Source organism: Pseudoalteromonas sp. ABE4_541 (assembly GCF_056312285.1).
Genome location: NZ_JBSVEM010000001.1, coordinates 24513 through 42589 on the forward strand (window position 1 = coordinate 24513; position 18077 = coordinate 42589).

Genomic DNA, 18077 nt, shown 5'->3' on the forward strand with positions numbered 1-18077 from the left:
TTTTAAATTATCAAATTTGCAGATTCTTTCACTACACTTTAAGTTCTAGAAGTGAAAGAGAAGTGCGCATGTTTGACGACGATTCCATTCTATTTAGCTCCGAAGATGAACAAGAAGAAGTCATTTCACGTCCACCATGGAAAATTCTGATTGTTGATGATGAAGAAGATATTCACCAGATCTCAACCTTAGTACTTTCTCAAATGCAATATGATGGCAGAGGCGTGACTTTTTTACATGCTTATAGTGGTAAAGAGGCTGAAGAAATTATCGTGGAGCATGAGGACATTGCGCTTATTCTACTGGATGTCGTGATGGAAACCACACACGCAGGGTTAGAGTTTGCCAAATATGTGAGAGAAACGGCAAGAAATGCAAAGGTTCGTATTATTTTACGAACAGGTCAGCCTGGGATGGCGCCTGAATCAGAGATCACCCGTGACTATGATGTGAATGACTACAAAACAAAAACAGAGTTGACTAGCAGTAAGTTGAAGGCGGCCGTGATTGTGGCGCTAAGAACTTATCAGCATTTAGAAAAAACAGAGTGCGTGCAAATAGGCTTAGATAAAATCATACATTGCACAAATTCGTTATTAAGTGAGTCTGAGCTGGTTGAGTTTGAAATTAAGACTTTTCAATCATTAGCTGAAACCCTTCCTTTGAGCCAGCAATTTGAACCAAGCCCAGTCAGCATTTTTATCGCCGAGTTGGATGTGCATGAAGACAAGTTCAATGTGCAATTACCTGAGAATCAAGAGCTAGATATCCCTGAGAATATTTTAAAGACCTTTACAGCCAAGTACGAACCAACGTTTTTCCACAGCGCAATACTAGAGAATTTTGTCTTTTTATTTATTGGAGAAAAACAAAATGGAGTTCCTCTTTTTGCTGTGATGAAATACTTAAACAGAGTTGAGGAACAAGAAGAGTTATTGCTGCTGAACTTGGGTCAAAATATTGAGATAGCATGGCATAACGCACAGCTACAAGCACGGCTAAGTGATAGTAATATTGACCTTGAAAACCAAGTAGCAGAGCGGACCGAAGAGCTTAACAGTGCCCGAGAACGCGCAGAACAGGCTAATTTAGCGAAGAGTATGTTTTTGTCAAACATGAGCCATGAAATTCGTACGCCCCTCAATGCTATTTTAGGCTTTGCGCAATTGATGGAGCGTGCTAAAGATTTATCGCAAAATCATAAGCAGACCATGGATAAAATTATACGAGCGGGTAATCACTTACTCGATATTATTAATGATGTGCTCGATATTTCTAAAATCGAAGCGGGTTCGAGCAAGCTCAATTTGGTCGATTATGAACTGACATCTTTACTGGATGATTTAGGGTGCATGTTCAAGCTCAAATGTGAGCAAAAAAAGCTGAATTGGTGTTTAGAAAATAATGTGCATGGTAAAGTGGGGGTGAATGGTGACCAAGGTAAACTCAGGCAAGTGTTGATCAATTTGCTCGGTAATGCGGTGAAGTTTACGGACCAAGGGGAAATTAAACTGGTACTTGAACAAACGAGTGATACATGCTTTTGTTTTGAAGTCCATGATACGGGTCCTGGTATCTCTGAGCAGGAACTGGCTACTCTATTTACCAGCTTTACGCAGGGCAGTGCGGGGGCAGAAAAAGGCGGCACGGGCCTAGGCTTATGTATTTCAAGTAAACAAGTGGAGCTGATGGGAGGGGAACTGACAGTCACTTCTAAACTCGGTGCAGGAAGTTGCTTTAAATTTTGTTTGGAGTTACCTCAAGCCAATGTCGATATTGAAGAGTTTAAGCAGGCTCAGCCTACTCAGTTATCGTTAGTTCAAGGTAAGAAGTTACGTGCGTTATGCGTTGATGATGTGGCGTATAATCGCGAAATTTTAGGACAAACACTCTCGTCTTGTGGTATTGATGTAGACTATGCTGAGGACGGTCAGCAAGCCATTGATAAAATAAAAGAAAATCAGTTCGATATTGTCTTCTTAGACTTGCTAATGCCAGTAATGCGAGGTGATGAGGCTGTTGAGATCATCCGTAATGACTTGGCGCTAAAAGATCTAAAATGTGTCGCTATTTCTGCATTTAGTTTACATCATGAAGTGCAGCACTATTTGAGTATTGGTTTTGATCAGTTTATCGGAAAGCCCTATACCATTGCGCAAATTTTTGAGTCTCTAGTTTCATATTTCCCTAATCACTTTGAGAAAGAAACAGAGCTAGATGATGGGGAGCGGCAGGATAATGACAGCACTGAGTTCGATTTGAGTGAGTTTTCTTTACCGAGTGAACAGCTAGAACAGCTGAAATTAGCTGCGCAGATAAACAGCACTTCAAAGATTAAGCAAATTCTTGCACAAATAGAAGAGCAAAGGCCAAATAGTCAGCAACTTACACAATATTTGACTAACTTTATAAGTAGGTTCGATATGGCGGGGTTTAAAGCCGCACTTGATGAGGTGCAAGATGAACACTGATTTAGTCTCTTTAAAAAATCGCAAGATACTCATTGTTGATGACAAAGCTGAAAATTTAGAGTTATTAACCAGCTTTTTGGAAGCTGAAGGATATGAAGTTGCGTTTGCGACTTCGGGTAAAGAAGCTATCAACATTGCAACCATCTTTCTACCTCACCTTATTTTATTAGACGTGATGATGCCCGGTATTGACGGTTTTGAAACGTGTCGACGTTTAAAATCTTTGGACAAAGTAAAAGATGTGCCCGTTATTTTTGTTACTGGTAAAGCCGAACTAAGCGACATCGTTGAAGCGTTTAGTGTTGGCGCAGTGGATTACGTGACTAAGCCAATTAGACAAGAGGAATTGCTGGCGCGTGTTTCAACACACCTTCAATTACAAGCGTTAATCAACTTAAGAGATGAGCTTATCTCAACCTTACGTGACAAAACCCTTGAACTTGAAAAGCTCTCAAAACTCAAAGAGCAACAGCTCGAGAAATCTCAGCAATTTAATCACATTGGTGAAATGGTCGGTGAGTTGACTCATGAGCTCGGTACGCCATTGAGTGTGATCAGCACCGCGATCACCCATTTAGATGATAAGCAAAAACAGATTAATAAACTGGTCCAAGACCAGACTCTGGCAAAAGCAGAACTGCAGAACTTTATTGATAATGCGGCACAAAGCTATGATATTGTGCTTTCCAACCTCAATAACGCGATTCACTTAATAAACAGTTTCAAACACATTGTTGTCGGAGAGTTTAGTGGTGCGGTAACCGAGTGTAACTTGTCTGATTATTTACATGATATTAAGAAGGTATTACAACCAAAACTTAAGCGTTCTCGCCACAAAGTAAACATCACTTGCCCCGAACTTTTAAACGTAACGACGGATGCCGGTGCGATGTCGCAAATACTTATTAATCTAATCAATAACGCTTTAGTTCACGCGTTTGACGAGGATAGCGATGGCAGTATCGATATTGATGCACAGTTAAATGATGATACTGTACTACTCACAATAAAAGACAACGGCAAAGGTGTTGATGCGGATAAGCTCAGTAAAATTTTTGATAAATACTTTTCAACCCGTATTGGTAGTGGAGGCAGTGGGCTAGGTTTGTATATTGTAAAGAACTTAGTCGAAAATACTTTACAAGGCAGCATAAAAGTAACGAGCCAAATGGGTAAAGGCACTCGATTTGATATTTCATTTGCACAGCATATATCAAGTTCTAAATAAATCGTTGAGCTAGTTAAATAATTTGTCACACTTTGCCTGTTGTCAGATTATGTTGCTCGGGCATTATGTTCTTGGACCTTAAAACTAATCTGATCAAATATGTGTTATTTCGTTAATTTAGCACCGCCAACGGCGGAAGAATTTATCTCGTTGAGATCGTTAGTCGGTTGGGGTGAAACTGACTTAAGCATGGCAGGTCAAAGCCTAGCGCATAGCTTGTTTCATGTAACTGTCAGGAATAATGGTAAATTAGCAGGCATGGGCCGAGTGATTGGTGATGGCGGCTTATTTTTTTATATTCAAGATATTGTGGTGTCTCCTGCACATCAAGGAAAAGGGGTTGGTCATATGCTAATGACTGAGATTGAACGCTATATTGCATGCAACGCACGAGCTGGGTCTACCGTAGCGCTTTTATCTGCACAAGGGAAAGAGCCTTTTTACGCACGCTATGGTTATTTAGTGCGCTCGGGGAAGCCTCTTGGATTGGGTATGTGCAAGTTTTTGTAGAGGGTAATGGGCTTTTGGCTCGCGACTTTCTCTTAACCCTCCCGCTTTTTTGGCTCAGTTTTGTTTATCCTCTAGATAAAAATAACTTGCTGGTCAGCATCCCTATTTAATCATATAAATCGCGCTATACAACAGAAGTTGTTTGTTATGTGAGTGATGCTTTTTGTCACTGTCGATTTGTTTTAAGAATCAGGAATTGTCATGTTAAAAACTTTGATTGTGGTTGAATCAGAGCAGACCGCAGCTGAGTTTGCCTTAGCCAATGTGTTAAGTTTTGAACAATATTTACAAGACTACCCCAAGCGTGATGAGCCAAAGACACGCGTCATCAATTTATGTGATGCAGGCCAATATTTGAGCAAAGGTTACTATTGCTCATTGCTTGCAGAAGCCAGAAAACATGTTGTATTGCCAACGGTGAAAACGATTAATGCATTACGTACCGAGCACGTAGAATTGCCATTAACGCTCACTCAGAAAAACTGCTTGAGCAAGAAAGCCAATGGTTATTCTTTGGTCAGTCAACTCAGCCACAACTAGCGTCATTAGCAACTACGATATATAAGCGCTTTGCAGCACCATTGCTGCGTTTAAAGCTACTAACAGACAATCGTTTGCTGGTCGAGCAGGGGTCAATTACTGCGTTAGACGAGGGGCAAAAGCAAACACTGGTCAACACGGTTCAGGCGCTGAGCGAGTCAGCATGGAAGCGTTCGAGTAAGCAACAACACGCACGTTGGGAAATGGCTATTTTGGTTGACTCACAAGAGCCATCGCCACCAAGCGATGACGAAGCTATCGCTAAGTTTGTTAAAGCAGCACGAAAAAATGGTATTCATGCGCAAGTTAAAACGATTGAAACACTGGATGACATTAATCAATATGATGCTTTGTTTATTCGTCAAACGACAGCGATTGATCATGTGACATACCGGCTCGCTAGCAAAGCTGAAAGCGCCGGTGTGGTGGTGATGGATGATGCGACATCCATTTTGCGCTGCTGCAATAAAGTATATTTACATGATGCATTTAGTTATTCCAAAGTGCCGACACTTAAAACACAGGTGGTGAGTGACAGCGCAGAAACCACATTAGAGCAGTTGGAACAGTTGTTTAGTTATCCTATGGTGCTGAAAATGCCTGAAGGCTCATTCTCCCGTGGCGTTTATAAGGTGAAAGATAAAGGCCAACTAACAGAGCGATTAGAAGAGCTGCTTGCCGAAAGTGCGCTGGTGCTCGTGCAAGAGTATTTATACACTGACTTTGATTGGCGTGTTGGTGTTTTGAATGGACGAGCAATTTATGCGTGCCGTTATCATATGGCAAGAAATCACTGGCAAATTTACAACCATGATTCTAAACGCTTTAGCTCGGGAGGCTTTGAAACGTTGCCTACCTTTGAAGTGCCAAGAGCGGTACTCGCTGCGGCGTTAAAAGCTTGCAAAGTTGTGGGTAATGGCTTGTATGGCGTCGATATCAAAGAAGTAAATGGCAAGGCATATGTTATTGAAGTGAACGACAACCCGAGCATAGATCACAAAGTGGAAGATGCTTATTTAGGTAATGAATTGTACATGTTGATCATGGCTGAGTTTGTAAGACGCCTAGAAGCCAGAGGCAAAGATGAGTCTCAGTGACATCACGCTTCGCAGTGCCGCTTTGGCCGATTTGAACCAGCTGTTAAAGCTAGAGCAAAGCTGCTTTAGTAGTGACAGATTGAGCGCACGCAGTATGAAGCACTGGTTACAAGCCAAACATGCGCTGTTTGTTGTTGCCCTAAATGATGATGTGATCTGCGGCTATGGCTTAGTATGGTGTCTCAAAGGCACCCGCTTAGCGCGGCTTTATTCTTTGGCCGTACTTCCCGCTTTTCGCGGTCAAGGGTTAGCGCAGTTAATACTCGGTGAACTTGAAAACCGTACGCAACAAAAGGGTCGAGCCTATTTACGTTTAGAAGTGTCAGCGGTCAATCAAGCGGCGATCAATCTATATAAACATGGGTTATCAGGTCTTTGGTGCTTACAGCGACTATTACGGGGACGGCAGTGAAGCATTGCGTATGCAAAAGCGTGTAGCGCACTTTGATGGTAAAGGCGTTGTTTTGCCTGTGCCTTGGTATAAACAAACAACGGATTTTACATGCGGTCCGGCGGCACTGCTTATGGCGATGCACAGCTTGGATGAACGTATAGAGTTAGGCCAAGCTCATGAGTTGGCGCTTTGGCGCGCAGCAACGACTATTTTTATGACTAGTGGTCACGGTGGCTGCCACCCAATTGGTCTCGCATTATGTGCGATTAACCGTGGTTTTATGGCGCAAGTTTTCTTAACTCAGCTAACACCTCTTTTTTGGAAGGAGTGCGTAGTAAAAACAAAAAACAAGTAATGCACACAGTGCATGATGAGTTTGTTTCACAAGCCCGTGATTTAGGGTGTTTACTTAACGACAGGGCGCTGGAAATAGATCAGCTTCATGCACTGTTACAGGGCAATTATCGCGTACTAATTTTGATCAGCACCTATCGCCTTGATGGTAAAAAAGCACCGCATTGGGTGTGTGTGACAGCCATGGATGCCAACTGTGTGTACGTGCATGACCCTGATTTAGATGATGCTCAGCAGTCAATTGATTGTCAGCATGTCCCCATCGGTAAAGAAGAATTCGCTTAAATGGCGACATTTGGCACAAGCAGGTTACGCGCTGCGATTGCCATCAGCAATTAATATTCATACTTTTGTGCAACGGGTTGTATACCAACCTGTTGCATAACCGCACCCCACCAAAAACCAAAGTATGCTTGCGACAAGAGAAAAGGTGGTTGTTTGATGCCAAAACATGATACTTAACGGAATAGCAGCCAGCCCGCGTAGTAAACAAAGTAGAGCTAGAGTGAGTAAAGCTAGGCTCTGAAGTGGTAAACGGCGGATCAGTTTAGCGCCTGCAAGCGCATAGCATGCGCACAACACAAATAATGAAGAAATAAAAATAGTGGCAACGGGTGCTTGCCAAGTGCCAGCAATCGCCGACTTTACAATAAACTCCGGTGCAAGCTGTGCTCTAAAACACTGCTCGCCTAACCCTATACAGCTTAAATGTGCAATGGCCGTGAACACGGCCATTGCCGCGCAAAACAGCAAACTAAATCGAGAGACGGTTTGAGCTGTGCTCATAGACGGAACTTCCTTTTCATATTGTGTAATGGCTGACATCTGTTTATATTGCTTATCATATTGATAAAGAATAACTAAAACAATGACATCACAACATAGTCCAACCATTATTATCACTGGCGCCTCAAAAGGCGTGGGCGCTGCATGTGCGCATACTTTCGCCATAGCTTATCCCAAAGGCGTTAATTTGGTGCTGGTGGCAAGAAATTTAGCGCCATTGCAAGACATGCAAACACAACTATCACAATATTCATACTGTGAAATACTGCTAATAGAAGCCGATGTTGCAAGAACTGACGATTGTCAGAGGATAATTGCACAGACAGTTGAACGGTTTGGGCAAATCAATGTATTGGTGAATAATGCAGGTCTTCATCATCGTGGGCAGTTTAGTAAGCTCGATGCCAATCAGGTTGCTGCTATGATTGATGTGAACATGCGCGCGCCCATTTTGTTGACGTCATTGGCACATAATCATATGCCAAGATCAGAACAAAATGCCGTGGTGATGGTTGGCTCTTTGGCTGGGTTGACGCCGTTACAGGGGGCTGCGACTTACAGCGGTTCGAAGTCGGGATTGCGTGCCTTTACTTATGCGCTGCATGATGAGTTGAAAACGCATAGCATTAATGTTGCGGTGGTCTCCCCTGGTCCTATCGATACAGGGTTCATCATGGATGAAATTGATCAAGTGGAAGATATTGTCTATTCACAACCTATGAGCAGTGCGCAGCAAGTTGCCGATGCTGTGCTTAAATTAAGCCAATCAACCCAAGCTGAAATTACCATGCCGAGCATGAGTGGAAAATTGGCAACTCTGAGCTATTTATTCCCTCGTTTTAGGCGTTCGGTGCGCGGGCTTTTATATCGCATTGGTGCTAAAAACAAAGCAAAGTATCGTAAGCGCAACTCATCAAGTTAAATGTCACGGTCATTCTTCCATAAGCGCTGTAAGCCATGTTTGGAATAGTTTAATTCGCGACAATCTAGGTGAACTGGCGTTATGCAAAAAGCTGTAACGAACGCCTTGTTGACAGCTAATGTCGTAGGGTTGAACCAGTAACCCTTGTTGTAAGTAATGTTTTGCTTGCTTGGCAGAACCAAGAAAAACACCATGGCCCGTGAGTACGGCACCCAACGCAAAATCCATATTGCTAACTTCGAGCCACTGACCTTTGTCGACATCGCGCTTGATAGCAGCTTGTTCAAACCACAAATGCCAATAATCATTTTGTGCATAATAGATCAACGGACAATTGGCCATATTGGCCATGTTCTCAAGCCCTGCTTGCTGAGCAAATACGGGGGAACAAAGCGGCACTAGTTTGTCTTCTAAAATGACTTGTTGTTCCACGCCATCAAATGATGACTCTCCATAGCGAATGGCGATATCCACACTGCCATGTTTTACATCCTCTAAATTGGGAGAGACAAGCACGCGCACAGATATTTCCGGGTGCAATTGTGCAAACTTCCACATATTAGGGATCAAAACCATAGAAGCAAAAGATTGTGTGGTTGTCACCGTAAGGGGTCCCTCGACAGGCTCGCAGCTTACCTTGCGGATACTCTGTGCAATGCGCTCGAAATTGTCAGACAATGACTTTGACAATAACTTACCTTGTTGTGTCGGTAGCATGCTTCGACCATGTCGATAGAATAATTTGCAACCAAGATAGTCTTCTAGAATGCGAATTTGTTGGCTTACCGCAGCTTGTGTCACACATAGCTCTTTTGCCGCTTGGCTATAGCTATTATGTCTGGCTGCCGCTTCAACATAACGCAAGGCTGTAAAATGAGAGAGTTCTTTATACATAATTTAAACTTATAGAACTTGTTAGATTTTATCGTTCGAATTTGTCCGCTTATTCTCCAATAATGACATGCTTCTATATTATTTAAAAGTGAGTGATAGCATGTGTGTAGGTGTGAAAAGTAATAAAAATTATGTAGATAAAAATAAAAGTGTGAGGCAAAGCCGTTGGTTTAGGTTACAAATATTACTGTCTAAAAAGCTCAACCTTGCAGATGCTGTGAGGACTAAATAAAGATAAGATTATGTTTGTTTTGTGTCATTGAGGTTTGCTGATAGCTGTTCAAACTAAAATAATCGTTTGCTTTCACATTTGTTGCACTTTTGCTTGTCACTGTTTAGTTTCGGATCAAAGTCAGGTTTGGAGTCACCATGAACAAAGCGATGTTAAAATATACAACAGCATTAGCTGCGATAATGGGTGCGCTATATGTGTCAGCACCTTATGCAAAACCAAGAATGCAGCCACCGCCACATCAACCACCAGCACAGCAGCGCACGCCGTTAGATGATGAATTATCGGCACTGATTGAGTTAAACAATTTGAGTGGGCGAGTAGATGGGGCCAGAGAGCTACCTAAAATATCGGATCCTATTGCCCGATTAGGAATGCAACTATTCTTTAGTAAAGCACTCGGTGGAGAAAAGTCCGTTGCCTGTGCAAGTTGCCACGACCCTCGATTGGGTGGCGCTGATGGGTTATCTTTTCCCGTTGGCACGAATGCAGTGGATGAGAATGTTGTTGGTCCAAACCGACGTGCAGTGAATGATGAGATTAATATTCCGCGCAACTCCCCCACCATTTTTAATACGGGCTTTGCAAATAACGCGTTGTTTTGGGATGGCAGAGTGGAGCGAGTGACACTGACCGATGATCAAGGTAACGAAACGAGCTTTATCAGCACACCTGATTCAGGCTTTGGTGTACCAGATGAGTTAGCTGGTGATAGTTTAGTCAGCACGCTGTCACGTTTCCCTGTGACTTCAAAAGAAGAGATGCGTGGAGAAGCTTTTCCAGATGCAACGACCAATGAGCAAGTTAGAACACACCTTGCACAGCGCATAGGAGATTACGGCGTTGAAGCTGGTAGCCTTGCAACCAATGACTGGTTACAAGCGTTTCGCGACGCCTTTAACTCTCAAGCGGATGCCCCATCACTGATCACGTTTGATAACATTGCATTCGCCTTAGGGCAATACCAAGCCTCATTTGTGATGGTCAACACGGATTGGCATCGCTATGTGCGCGGAGACTTAAATGCTTTGAGTGAGCCGCAAAAGCAGGGCGCTAAGTTGTTTTTTACGCAAATTGCTGATGGCGGAGCAGGATGTGTAAACTGTCACAGTGGTGACCTTTTTACCAATGACGGCTTTTTTAATCTCGCCTTTCCTCAATATGGGGTTGGTAAGGATGAGACACACGCAGACATAGGCCGTGCAGCAATTGACCCTCAAGCACGTAACCAATTTGCATTTCGAGTTCCAAGTTTACTCAATATTGCTTTGACCGCGCCATATAGCCATTCGGGTGCTTACGAAAGTTTGGAGCAGGTGGTGAGCCACTATACAAATCCAGAGCAAACGGTTGAAGCGTTTTTTGAGCAAGGCGGGGCATGCGGCTTAAAGCAGTTTGCCGCAAGCGCTGAGTGTGAGACACTCAACATCAATGCGCGTCAAAACAGCGAAGCAGCTTTGAATTTATTGCGACAGTCTCCTTTTGTGGCTGCCAATTTAGATGTACAGCAGCAGCAAGATTTAGTGGCCTTTTTACACGCGCTAACAGACAAATGTGCTAAAGACCAACAATGCATTAGAAGGTGGGTGCCAAATCGTAGAACACCCGATCCGGATAACTTGCGTTTACGCACACCAAGACCAATAGGTGGATAGCCAAATATTATGAAAATGACCATTCGCGTCAAACTTTTGCTGATTATTTTAATAGCCAATACTGCTTTGGTGTTGGCTATATACCTTGCGAATAAACTTGCCTTTGAAAAAAGTTTCTCACAGTACATAGAAAATACTTCACGCGTGCAATTGCAAGAGGTGATCGCAAAGGTAGCCCAAGCTTACGATAAGCACCAGTCTTTTGATTGGGTGTATAAAGGTTCAGAAGATTGGGATAGTGTGGTTCGTTTCTACTATGGCTTATCAGGGCAAGAGCTGCCGCGTAGGCGTCCAGAATCAAGGCCTCCGCCAAGACGTCGGCATGAGCCAGGTCGAGATGGAGCGCGACCAATGCATCGACCACCTGAACGTCGAATGGACAATGGCACACGTGCTGAGCGGCCAAATCGGCGTCCGCCGCCACCGAGACGAAATGAAAACAAACGGCTTTTGCTCAAAGATGCCAATGGCAAGTTAGTAATGGGCAATGCACAAAATACCAAAAATACATTTTGGTTTCCGGTGTATAAAACGGACCACCTAGCTGAACCTAAACTTGAGCAAGTGATTGCTTATTTGGGTGTAGAAGGTAGTGGCTTGATCCGAAATGAATTTGATACGCTTTTTGCTAAACAGCAACAGCAGCAATTTATATTGATTGCATTAATTGCATTGTTAGTCACAGTGATATTGGCTGTTCCTTTTAGTAAGTATTTAGTTAGCCCCATCGTACTACTGCGGCGCAATGCGAAGGTATTAGCACAAGGTAACTATGATGCCCATGTTGAAATTCACAGCAAGGATGAACTGGGCTTACTGGCACGTGATATGAACCGTTTGGCTGATACGTTGGCACATAACCAAAGTGCGAGACAGCAATGGATTGCCGATATTTCGCATGAATTACGCACGCCAATTGCAGTCATCAGAGCCGAAATTGAAGGCATGATAGATGGTGTGATTGCGACGGAGCCTGAACAATTGTTGTCATTGCATGAAGAGATCCAACGTTTAACGCGATTGGTTGATGATTTACATCAATTGTCATTATCTGACAAAGGTGCGCTAACCTACAATATGGACAAACATAATCTATACGATTTGCTTTCTAGAACGTTTGCCAAAAGTCGTCATGTGATAGATGCAAAGCACTTAGCATTTTCACTGCAGTGTAACGAAGCATTAGAAATCGAATGTGACGAACAAAGGCTAGGGCAGTTGTTTGATAATCTCTTACAAAATACGCTGCGATACACTGACTCAACAGAGCAATTGCCCGGCACATTGGACGTTAAGGTATTTCAATACAATGGAAAAACAACGATTTGCTGGCAAGACAGCGCTCCTGGGGTGCCACCGGATCAACTAGATAAATTATTTGATAGGTTGTATCGCGTAGAAGGCGCACGGAGTCGACTCTCTGGTGGTTCAGGATTAGGCTTGGCAATATGCCAAAGTATCGTACAGGCACATAACGGAGAAATAAAAGCGCGCTTGAGTGAACTCGGCGGTGTCGCTATTATGATTGAACTGAGACATTAAATGGACAGCTTGTGTGTCAAACAAACATATTTTGATCGTAGAAGACGAGCCAAAACTTGCTGATATTTTGAGTAAGTACTTGGCTCAAGCCGAATACACATCGCATATTGTGCACGATGGTGCCGACGCAGAGCCGGCTTTTAAAAGCCAACAACCCGCACTTATTTTATTAGATTTGATGCTGCCGAATGTAGATGGCATTGAAATATGCAAGCGCATCCGTGCTTATTCAAATGTGCCCATTGTGATGATCACCGCTAAAGTGGAAGAGGTTGATAGACTACTTGGCCTTGAAATTGGTGCGGATGATTATATTTGCAAGCCATATAGCCCTAAAGAAGTGGTCGCACGCGTCAAAGCAATTTTAAGACGTGTTGCCTTGAATGAACAAGGGCAAACGACCGAAGCGGAAAGCAAGCTAAAACTAGACGAAGAAACCTTGTTTGCTTCATTTTTGAGTGAACGGGTATCGTTAACTCATGTTGAGTTTATGCTGTTAAAAGCGATGTATGGGCACCCAGGACGTATCTATAGCCGCGATTCTCTGATGGACCACATCTATGAAGATAATCATATTGTGAGTGATAGAACCATCGACAGTCACATTAAAAAGATTCGCAAAAAGCTTCATGGCATTGCGCCTGAGCATGAATTTATCCATTCCATTTATGGTGCAGGTTATAAATTTGAAGCGCAAAATGGCTAGTGCTCAAGGAGCCTATGAGTTAAGCGGCTCCTTGTAACTGTTGTTTTTGAGCTATGTATTGTTGAGCAATGTCTGAGCATAAATTGTCCGATATTGGGTTTTGTTGATTGTTCGCTCTAACTAAAACCACATCTGTTATGGGTAAACTGGGTAGTGATTGGTCGTCCAAAATAGATAAGTCACCGATGCTTAATTTGCCCATTGCACCAATTGCTAAGCCACTTCTGACTATGCCCCTAAGTGCACTGGCACTGCCACTACAAGCGACTATTTTATAAGCACGGCTTTGCTTATGTAACCCTTCAATAGCAGCTTGATGAAAACGACAATCTCGTTGAAAAATCCCAATAGGTAGCGGTGAGTTAGCGACTAATGACGCACTGGGGTTGTGTACCCATACACCGGGGGTTGATTCCAGTAAATAGCCCTCTTCAGAGTCGGACGAACGGGTGATCACCGCCAAATCTAAGTGACCACTATCTAACATGATTTTTACGCGGTTGCTCGGTGTGCAAGTAATTTGCAAATCGAGATTTTTCCATTGCTGGTGGAGGAGGTCGATTAAAATGGGTAGCACCGATTCGGCATAGTCGTCTGGGCAGCCAAGCCGCACTAGGGTGCTTGGTTTGGCGGCATTCATCTGTTGCAACGTGTCATCATGCAGTTGCACGAGCTGCTTGGCATAGCGTGCAAAAATTTGTCCATCTAAAGATAAACTCAGTGTTCTACCTTGTTTTTTAAACAACGACTTGCCCAAGTCTTGCTCTAGTTTTTTCATTTGCATGCTGATGGCAGACTGCGTACGACTTACCTGTTTTGCGGCGCGTGTAAAGCTGCCTGTTTCAACAAATGCTAAAAAACTTCTTAGTGCGTCTATGTCCATTTTTCCACCTAAACCTATCAATAATGCTGATAGGTTATATCAAAATTATCCGTTAGTCATGATTGATTTAATGCGCTCTAATAAACAAAAAAAAACATTGAAGGGTTATAAAATGCAGCTATATATAGGTAATAAGAATTATTCTACATGGTCGCTAAGAGCTTGGTTAATGCTTGAAAAAAATGGCATTTACTTTGATGAAATCAAACTACCTCTTGATACAGAAGCGTTTTATGAGGGGTTGAAAGGTGTAACTCCTAGTCTAAAGGTACCCACTTTAGTCGATGAAAATACCCATGTATGGGATTCGCTGGCTATTTGTGAATACATCAACGATGCTTATTTGTCAGGTGGTGCATGGCCACAAAACTCGGCAATGAAAGCCAAGGCGCGAGCAGTGGCGTGTGAGATGCATTCTGGATTTTCAGCATTACGTAGCGAAATGCCGATGAACATTCGTGCCAAACGTCGTTTAACTATCTCTGAAGCATGCCAAAAAGATATTGCGCGCATTGAGCAAATTTGGACAGAGCAAATGAGTCAATTTACGGATGAAGGTGGTTGGTTATTCGGTCAGTGGTCCATCGCGGATGCCATGTTTGCGCCAGTGGTATTGCGATTTAAAACCTATGGTATTGAGTTAAATGACCAAGCACAGGTATATATGAACAAAGTTTTAGGTTGCCCCGTACTTGCAAAATGGATAAATGAGGCGTTACTTGAAACTGAAATAGTCGCAATTGATGAAGCGGGTGAAGAGATAGCATAAGATGAAAACAATTGGTTTGCTTGGTGGTATGAGCTGGGAGTCGACAGCCACATACTACCGATTGATTAATGAGGGAGTTAAAGCGCACTTAGGTGGCTTGAACTCAGCTAATATACTTCTGCATAGTGTTAATTTTGCACAGATTGAAGCATTGCAACGCAGCGCAAATTGGGAAACGTGTGGCAAAGTATTAGGGGAGGCTGCGAAAGGGTTAGAAGTAGCGGGTGCAGACTGTATAGTGATCTGTACTAACACCATGCACAAGGTGGTTGATGCAATAGCACAGTTCACTACTTTGCCTATTTTACATGTTGCAGATGTGGTTGCATTGGCCTTAAAGGCACAAGGCGTATCTTGTGCGGCATTGCTCGGCACACGCTTTACCATGCAAGAGTCGTTTTACATAGACCGCCTACAAAGTCATGGTGTCAATATCATTGTGCCACCACAAGAGGAGCAGGTGCAGATAGATGAGGTGATTTACCAAGAACTATGTTTGGGTGTCATTAATATTGAATCAAAGAAAACTTATTTGCATGTAATTAAGGGATTGCAGAGCCGAGGTGCACAGGGGGTTATTTTGGGGTGCACTGAAATTGGGCTGCTCATCGGTGAGCAGGATAGTGACTTGGCCTTATATGATACAACCTATCTTCATGCGCAAGCGGCTGTAAAATATGCTTTATGTTTGTGATGAGCCTCGGTCTGAATTATTGCGATTCTGCGAGTTTACACTATACCTATAACTAGCAGATTTACTTGCAGGCTACGCTTACAATGAAGGTTAACTTTGGTTTTGGCTGTATGCTTTGCTGCTTTGCAGCCAGCATCCCATCTTATGCCCAATCACCAGATGAATTATTTGACTTAACGTTGGATGACCTACTAAACCTCTCAGTAACCTCGGGATCTGATAGAGCTGAAAAACTCAAAGATACACCTGCTTCAATTCAAGTGATCACCCAAGCGCAAATTCAACAGCGTGGCTACACCAATATCAATGAAGTGCTCGCTGATATGTCGGGCTTTGATGTATACGTCGCTAATAGTCCTGATCACGTTACTTTCTATCAAAGAGGATACCGTACCCCGAGTGTTCAGCGTTCGCTTATCATGGTCAATGGCATTATTAATAATCATTTGTGGAGCCATGATTTTCCGGCTAATCGACAGATCCCACTAACAGGGGTAGAGCGAATTGAAGTGTTATCAGGGCCAGCTGGAGCAGTCTATGGGCCGAATGCTTTTTTGGGTATCGTCAATATCATTACCAAGAAAGGCAAGTCTTTAGATAAGGATGACCATGAATTAGTTTTACAAGCGCAGCTGGCAGATTTTGATTCGAAAGGGCTTGATTTTAGCTTGCTTGGGAAGCGAGGTCTTTGGAGTTATTGGATATCGGCCAAAGCATTTGAGAGTGATGGTCCAGAGATTGAGGATATGGCCACATGGGGGTTTGTCAACGAACAATATCTATCGGATGAGCGGTTTTGGGGACCTGTGTTAAAGCATGGGCAAAATGGCGTGTCTTATGGTGAGTATATCTCAAAAGACAGAGAGAGCTCGGTATTTGGTGAAGTGAGTTATGACAGCTTAACCTTGGGGCTTAATCATTGGATCACACATAATGGTTACGGAGTGCAGTTTAGTTTTGACAGAGGTCAACCAAATGCTACCTGGAGTCGTAAAACAACTATGTTTTATCTTGAGCATGACCATCAATGGCAAGACAACTTGCAAGTTAAGAGCTTTTTAAGCTTCCGTAAAGAGAAACGTTATGGAGATTGGGCAGAAGCGAGCCCCGATCCTCAAAGTGAGCGTTCTAGCTTGTCTTATGTGACAATTTCTGATTGGAATTCAGAAAGTTCATCATGGAAAGCCCGTCAAGACTATGAATATCATTACTCAGACTCTGTGCTTTTTTCTGTTGGTTTAAAGTATGAACGAAAAGAGTTGACTAAGGCTTATGAAATTTGTGGCTATTGGGCATCTGCATTTTGTTCTTTGGAGAGGGATGATAAGCTTGGCCCATATGGTCTGGGTAAAGGTGTTTACTATTCAACAGATGAAAATATGCCTGTGATATTGGGGCAACTAGGTGATATGCCAGATTCCAATCTGATAGATACGACGGACCGAGGGGCTTATATTCGAGGAACATTAAAAAAAGAAAGCTGGTCTGTCAGTGGTGCAATACGTTGGGACAATAATTCTATCTACGGCACTTTTGTTAAGCCAAGGTTTGCGGCTACCTATGATTACAATGAAAGCAATACGCTTAAAGCCATATATGCGACTGCATTTCAGGAACCACCTCCAATACAGCTATATGGCGGTTGGAATGGGCGTAATGCAAACCCTGACTTGTTGCCTGAAGAGGTGCAAGACTTGTCGCTTATTTGGATGTATCAAAGTGGTGCTTGGTTCAGTGATTTATCTGTTTATTACAGTAAATATAAAAACGTAATTAAAGAAGAAGCTGATAACGCCGGAGAGCGAGACGTCAAAGGCCTAGAGTGGCGCCTAAAGCATGAGATGGATAATCATTGGTTTGATGCGCCACAAATTAGCAGTTACCTCAATTATAGCTACACGGACGTCACTAGTTATATTTATTATGACCACCAAAGTGCGCGCTGGATAGGTAAGGGCAGCGCCGCATGTGAACAGGATGAAAGTTTGTGTGACGACTACCGCGTGCCGCTGGGAGATATCTCACCTCATAAGCTGAATTTAGGGGTGAATTTACCACTTAGTGAGCAATGGAGCATCAATACAAGGTTGAACTATGTATCGTCAAAACATTTCTATTTACGTAATCCATTAAGAGATGAAGGTATTAAATTAGGTGATTCTCTCACCACAAATTTGAGTGTTGTGTGGCAATCGGAAAAATTACGAGTTCATTTCAAAGTAAAAAACTTGTTTGATAATCAGATTTATCATCCCGGAGTTGGCCCTGCAAATTCTGGTAGTAGTTTTACTGACTCTGATGGCAATTTGTTACGCTCAAAAGGGTTTTATAATTCGATATTACCTCAGGTAGGCCGAAATTGGGAATTGGGAATAACGGCCTCTTTTTAAAAGGGAGGTG

At 42.9% G+C, this 18077-nt stretch carries 14 protein-coding genes and 2 pseudogenes; 13 read left to right on the top strand and 3 right to left on the bottom strand.

What is annotated here, in order from left to right; translation table 11 throughout:
* The first annotated feature begins 68 nt into the window (after positions 1–68).
* The 6 genes and pseudogenes from ACW689_RS00095 (at position 69) to ACW689_RS00120 (ending at position 6879) form a co-directional block, all read left to right on the top strand.
* The gene (locus ACW689_RS00095; protein WP_476287360.1) at positions 69–2471 is read left to right on the top strand and encodes a response regulator; all 2403 of its coding nucleotides are present in this window, start codon (positions 69–71) and stop codon (positions 2469–2471) included.
* The gene (locus ACW689_RS00100) at positions 2461–3699 is read left to right on the top strand and encodes a hybrid sensor histidine kinase/response regulator (RefSeq protein ID WP_476287362.1); all 1239 of its coding nucleotides are present in this window, start codon (positions 2461–2463) and stop codon (positions 3697–3699) included. Before ACW689_RS00095 ends, ACW689_RS00100 begins: the two co-directional genes overlap by 11 nt.
* Positions 3700–3798: 99 nt before the next feature.
* A complete protein-coding gene (locus ACW689_RS00105) occupies positions 3799–4209 on the top strand; it encodes a GNAT family N-acetyltransferase (protein WP_476287364.1) in 411 nt (136 codons plus the stop codon).
* 201 nt (positions 4210–4410) lie between these two features.
* Positions 4411–5846 (top strand): annotated as a pseudogene (locus ACW689_RS00110) (RimK family protein).
* Positions 5833–6258 carry an N-acetyltransferase family protein gene (locus tag ACW689_RS00115; protein WP_476287366.1) on the top strand — a complete coding sequence of 142 codons (426 nt, stop codon included), beginning with the start codon at positions 5833–5835 and terminating at the stop codon, positions 6256–6258. Before ACW689_RS00110 ends, ACW689_RS00115 begins: the two are co-directional and overlap by 14 nt.
* 118 nt (positions 6259–6376) lie before the next feature.
* Positions 6377–6879, top strand: a pseudogene (locus ACW689_RS00120) (peptidase C39 family protein).
* 57 nt (positions 6880–6936) lie between these two features.
* On the opposite strand, the gene ACW689_RS00125 reads toward ACW689_RS00120, so the two are convergent.
* A complete protein-coding gene (locus ACW689_RS00125) occupies positions 6937–7380 on the bottom strand; it encodes a hypothetical protein (protein ID WP_476287368.1) in 444 nt (147 codons plus the stop codon).
* Between the two features lie 82 nt (positions 7381–7462).
* Here ACW689_RS00125 and ACW689_RS00130 point away from each other — a divergent pair, with 82 nt between their 5' ends.
* Positions 7463–8302 (top strand): SDR family NAD(P)-dependent oxidoreductase, encoded by an 840-nt coding sequence (locus tag ACW689_RS00130; RefSeq protein WP_476287370.1) that lies wholly within the window; start codon positions 7463–7465, stop codon positions 8300–8302.
* A gap of 9 nt (positions 8303–8311) precedes the next feature.
* Here ACW689_RS00130 and ACW689_RS00135 read toward each other — a convergent pair whose 3' ends face one another.
* Positions 8312–9196, bottom strand: a complete 885-nt coding sequence (locus tag ACW689_RS00135; protein WP_476287372.1) for a LysR substrate-binding domain-containing protein — start codon at positions 9194–9196, stop codon at positions 8312–8314.
* Positions 9197–9565: 369 nt separating this feature from the next.
* Here ACW689_RS00135 and ACW689_RS00140 point away from each other — a divergent pair, with 369 nt between their 5' ends.
* From ACW689_RS00140 to ACW689_RS00150, 3 genes are read left to right on the top strand one after another with little or no spacing between them, the layout of a single operon-like run.
* Positions 9566–11083 carry a cytochrome-c peroxidase gene (locus tag ACW689_RS00140; protein ID WP_476287374.1) on the top strand — a complete coding sequence of 506 codons (1518 nt, stop codon included), beginning with the start codon at positions 9566–9568 and terminating at the stop codon, positions 11081–11083.
* Positions 11084–11092: 9 nt separating this feature from the next.
* Entirely contained in the window at positions 11093–12625 is a 1533-nt protein-coding gene (locus ACW689_RS00145) for an ATP-binding protein (RefSeq protein WP_476287376.1), read from the top strand.
* Positions 12626–12638: 13 nt separating this feature from the next.
* Positions 12639–13331 (top strand): response regulator, encoded by a 693-nt coding sequence (locus tag ACW689_RS00150; protein WP_476287378.1) that lies wholly within the window; start codon positions 12639–12641, stop codon positions 13329–13331.
* Positions 13332–13350: 19 nt separating this feature from the next.
* On the opposite strand, the gene ACW689_RS00155 is transcribed toward ACW689_RS00150, so the two are convergent.
* Positions 13351–14214, bottom strand: coding sequence for a LysR family transcriptional regulator (locus ACW689_RS00155; protein WP_476287380.1), 864 nt, complete (start codon positions 14212–14214; stop codon positions 13351–13353).
* A gap of 112 nt (positions 14215–14326) precedes the next feature.
* On the opposite strand from ACW689_RS00155, the gene ACW689_RS00160 reads away from it, so the two are divergent.
* The 3 genes from ACW689_RS00160 (at position 14327) to ACW689_RS00170 (ending at position 18067) form a co-directional block, all read left to right on the top strand.
* Complete coding sequence (locus ACW689_RS00160) at positions 14327–14983, top strand: glutathione S-transferase family protein (protein WP_476287382.1); 657 nt, start codon at positions 14327–14329, stop codon at positions 14981–14983.
* Position 14984: 1 nt separating this feature from the next.
* Positions 14985–15677 (top strand): aspartate/glutamate racemase family protein, encoded by a 693-nt coding sequence (locus ACW689_RS00165; protein ID WP_476287385.1) that lies wholly within the window; start codon positions 14985–14987, stop codon positions 15675–15677.
* Positions 15678–15760: 83 nt separating this feature from the next.
* The gene (locus tag ACW689_RS00170; protein WP_476287387.1) at positions 15761–18067 is read left to right on the top strand and encodes a TonB-dependent receptor plug domain-containing protein; all 2307 of its coding nucleotides are present in this window, start codon (positions 15761–15763) and stop codon (positions 18065–18067) included.
* Positions 18068–18077 lie beyond the last annotated feature (10 nt).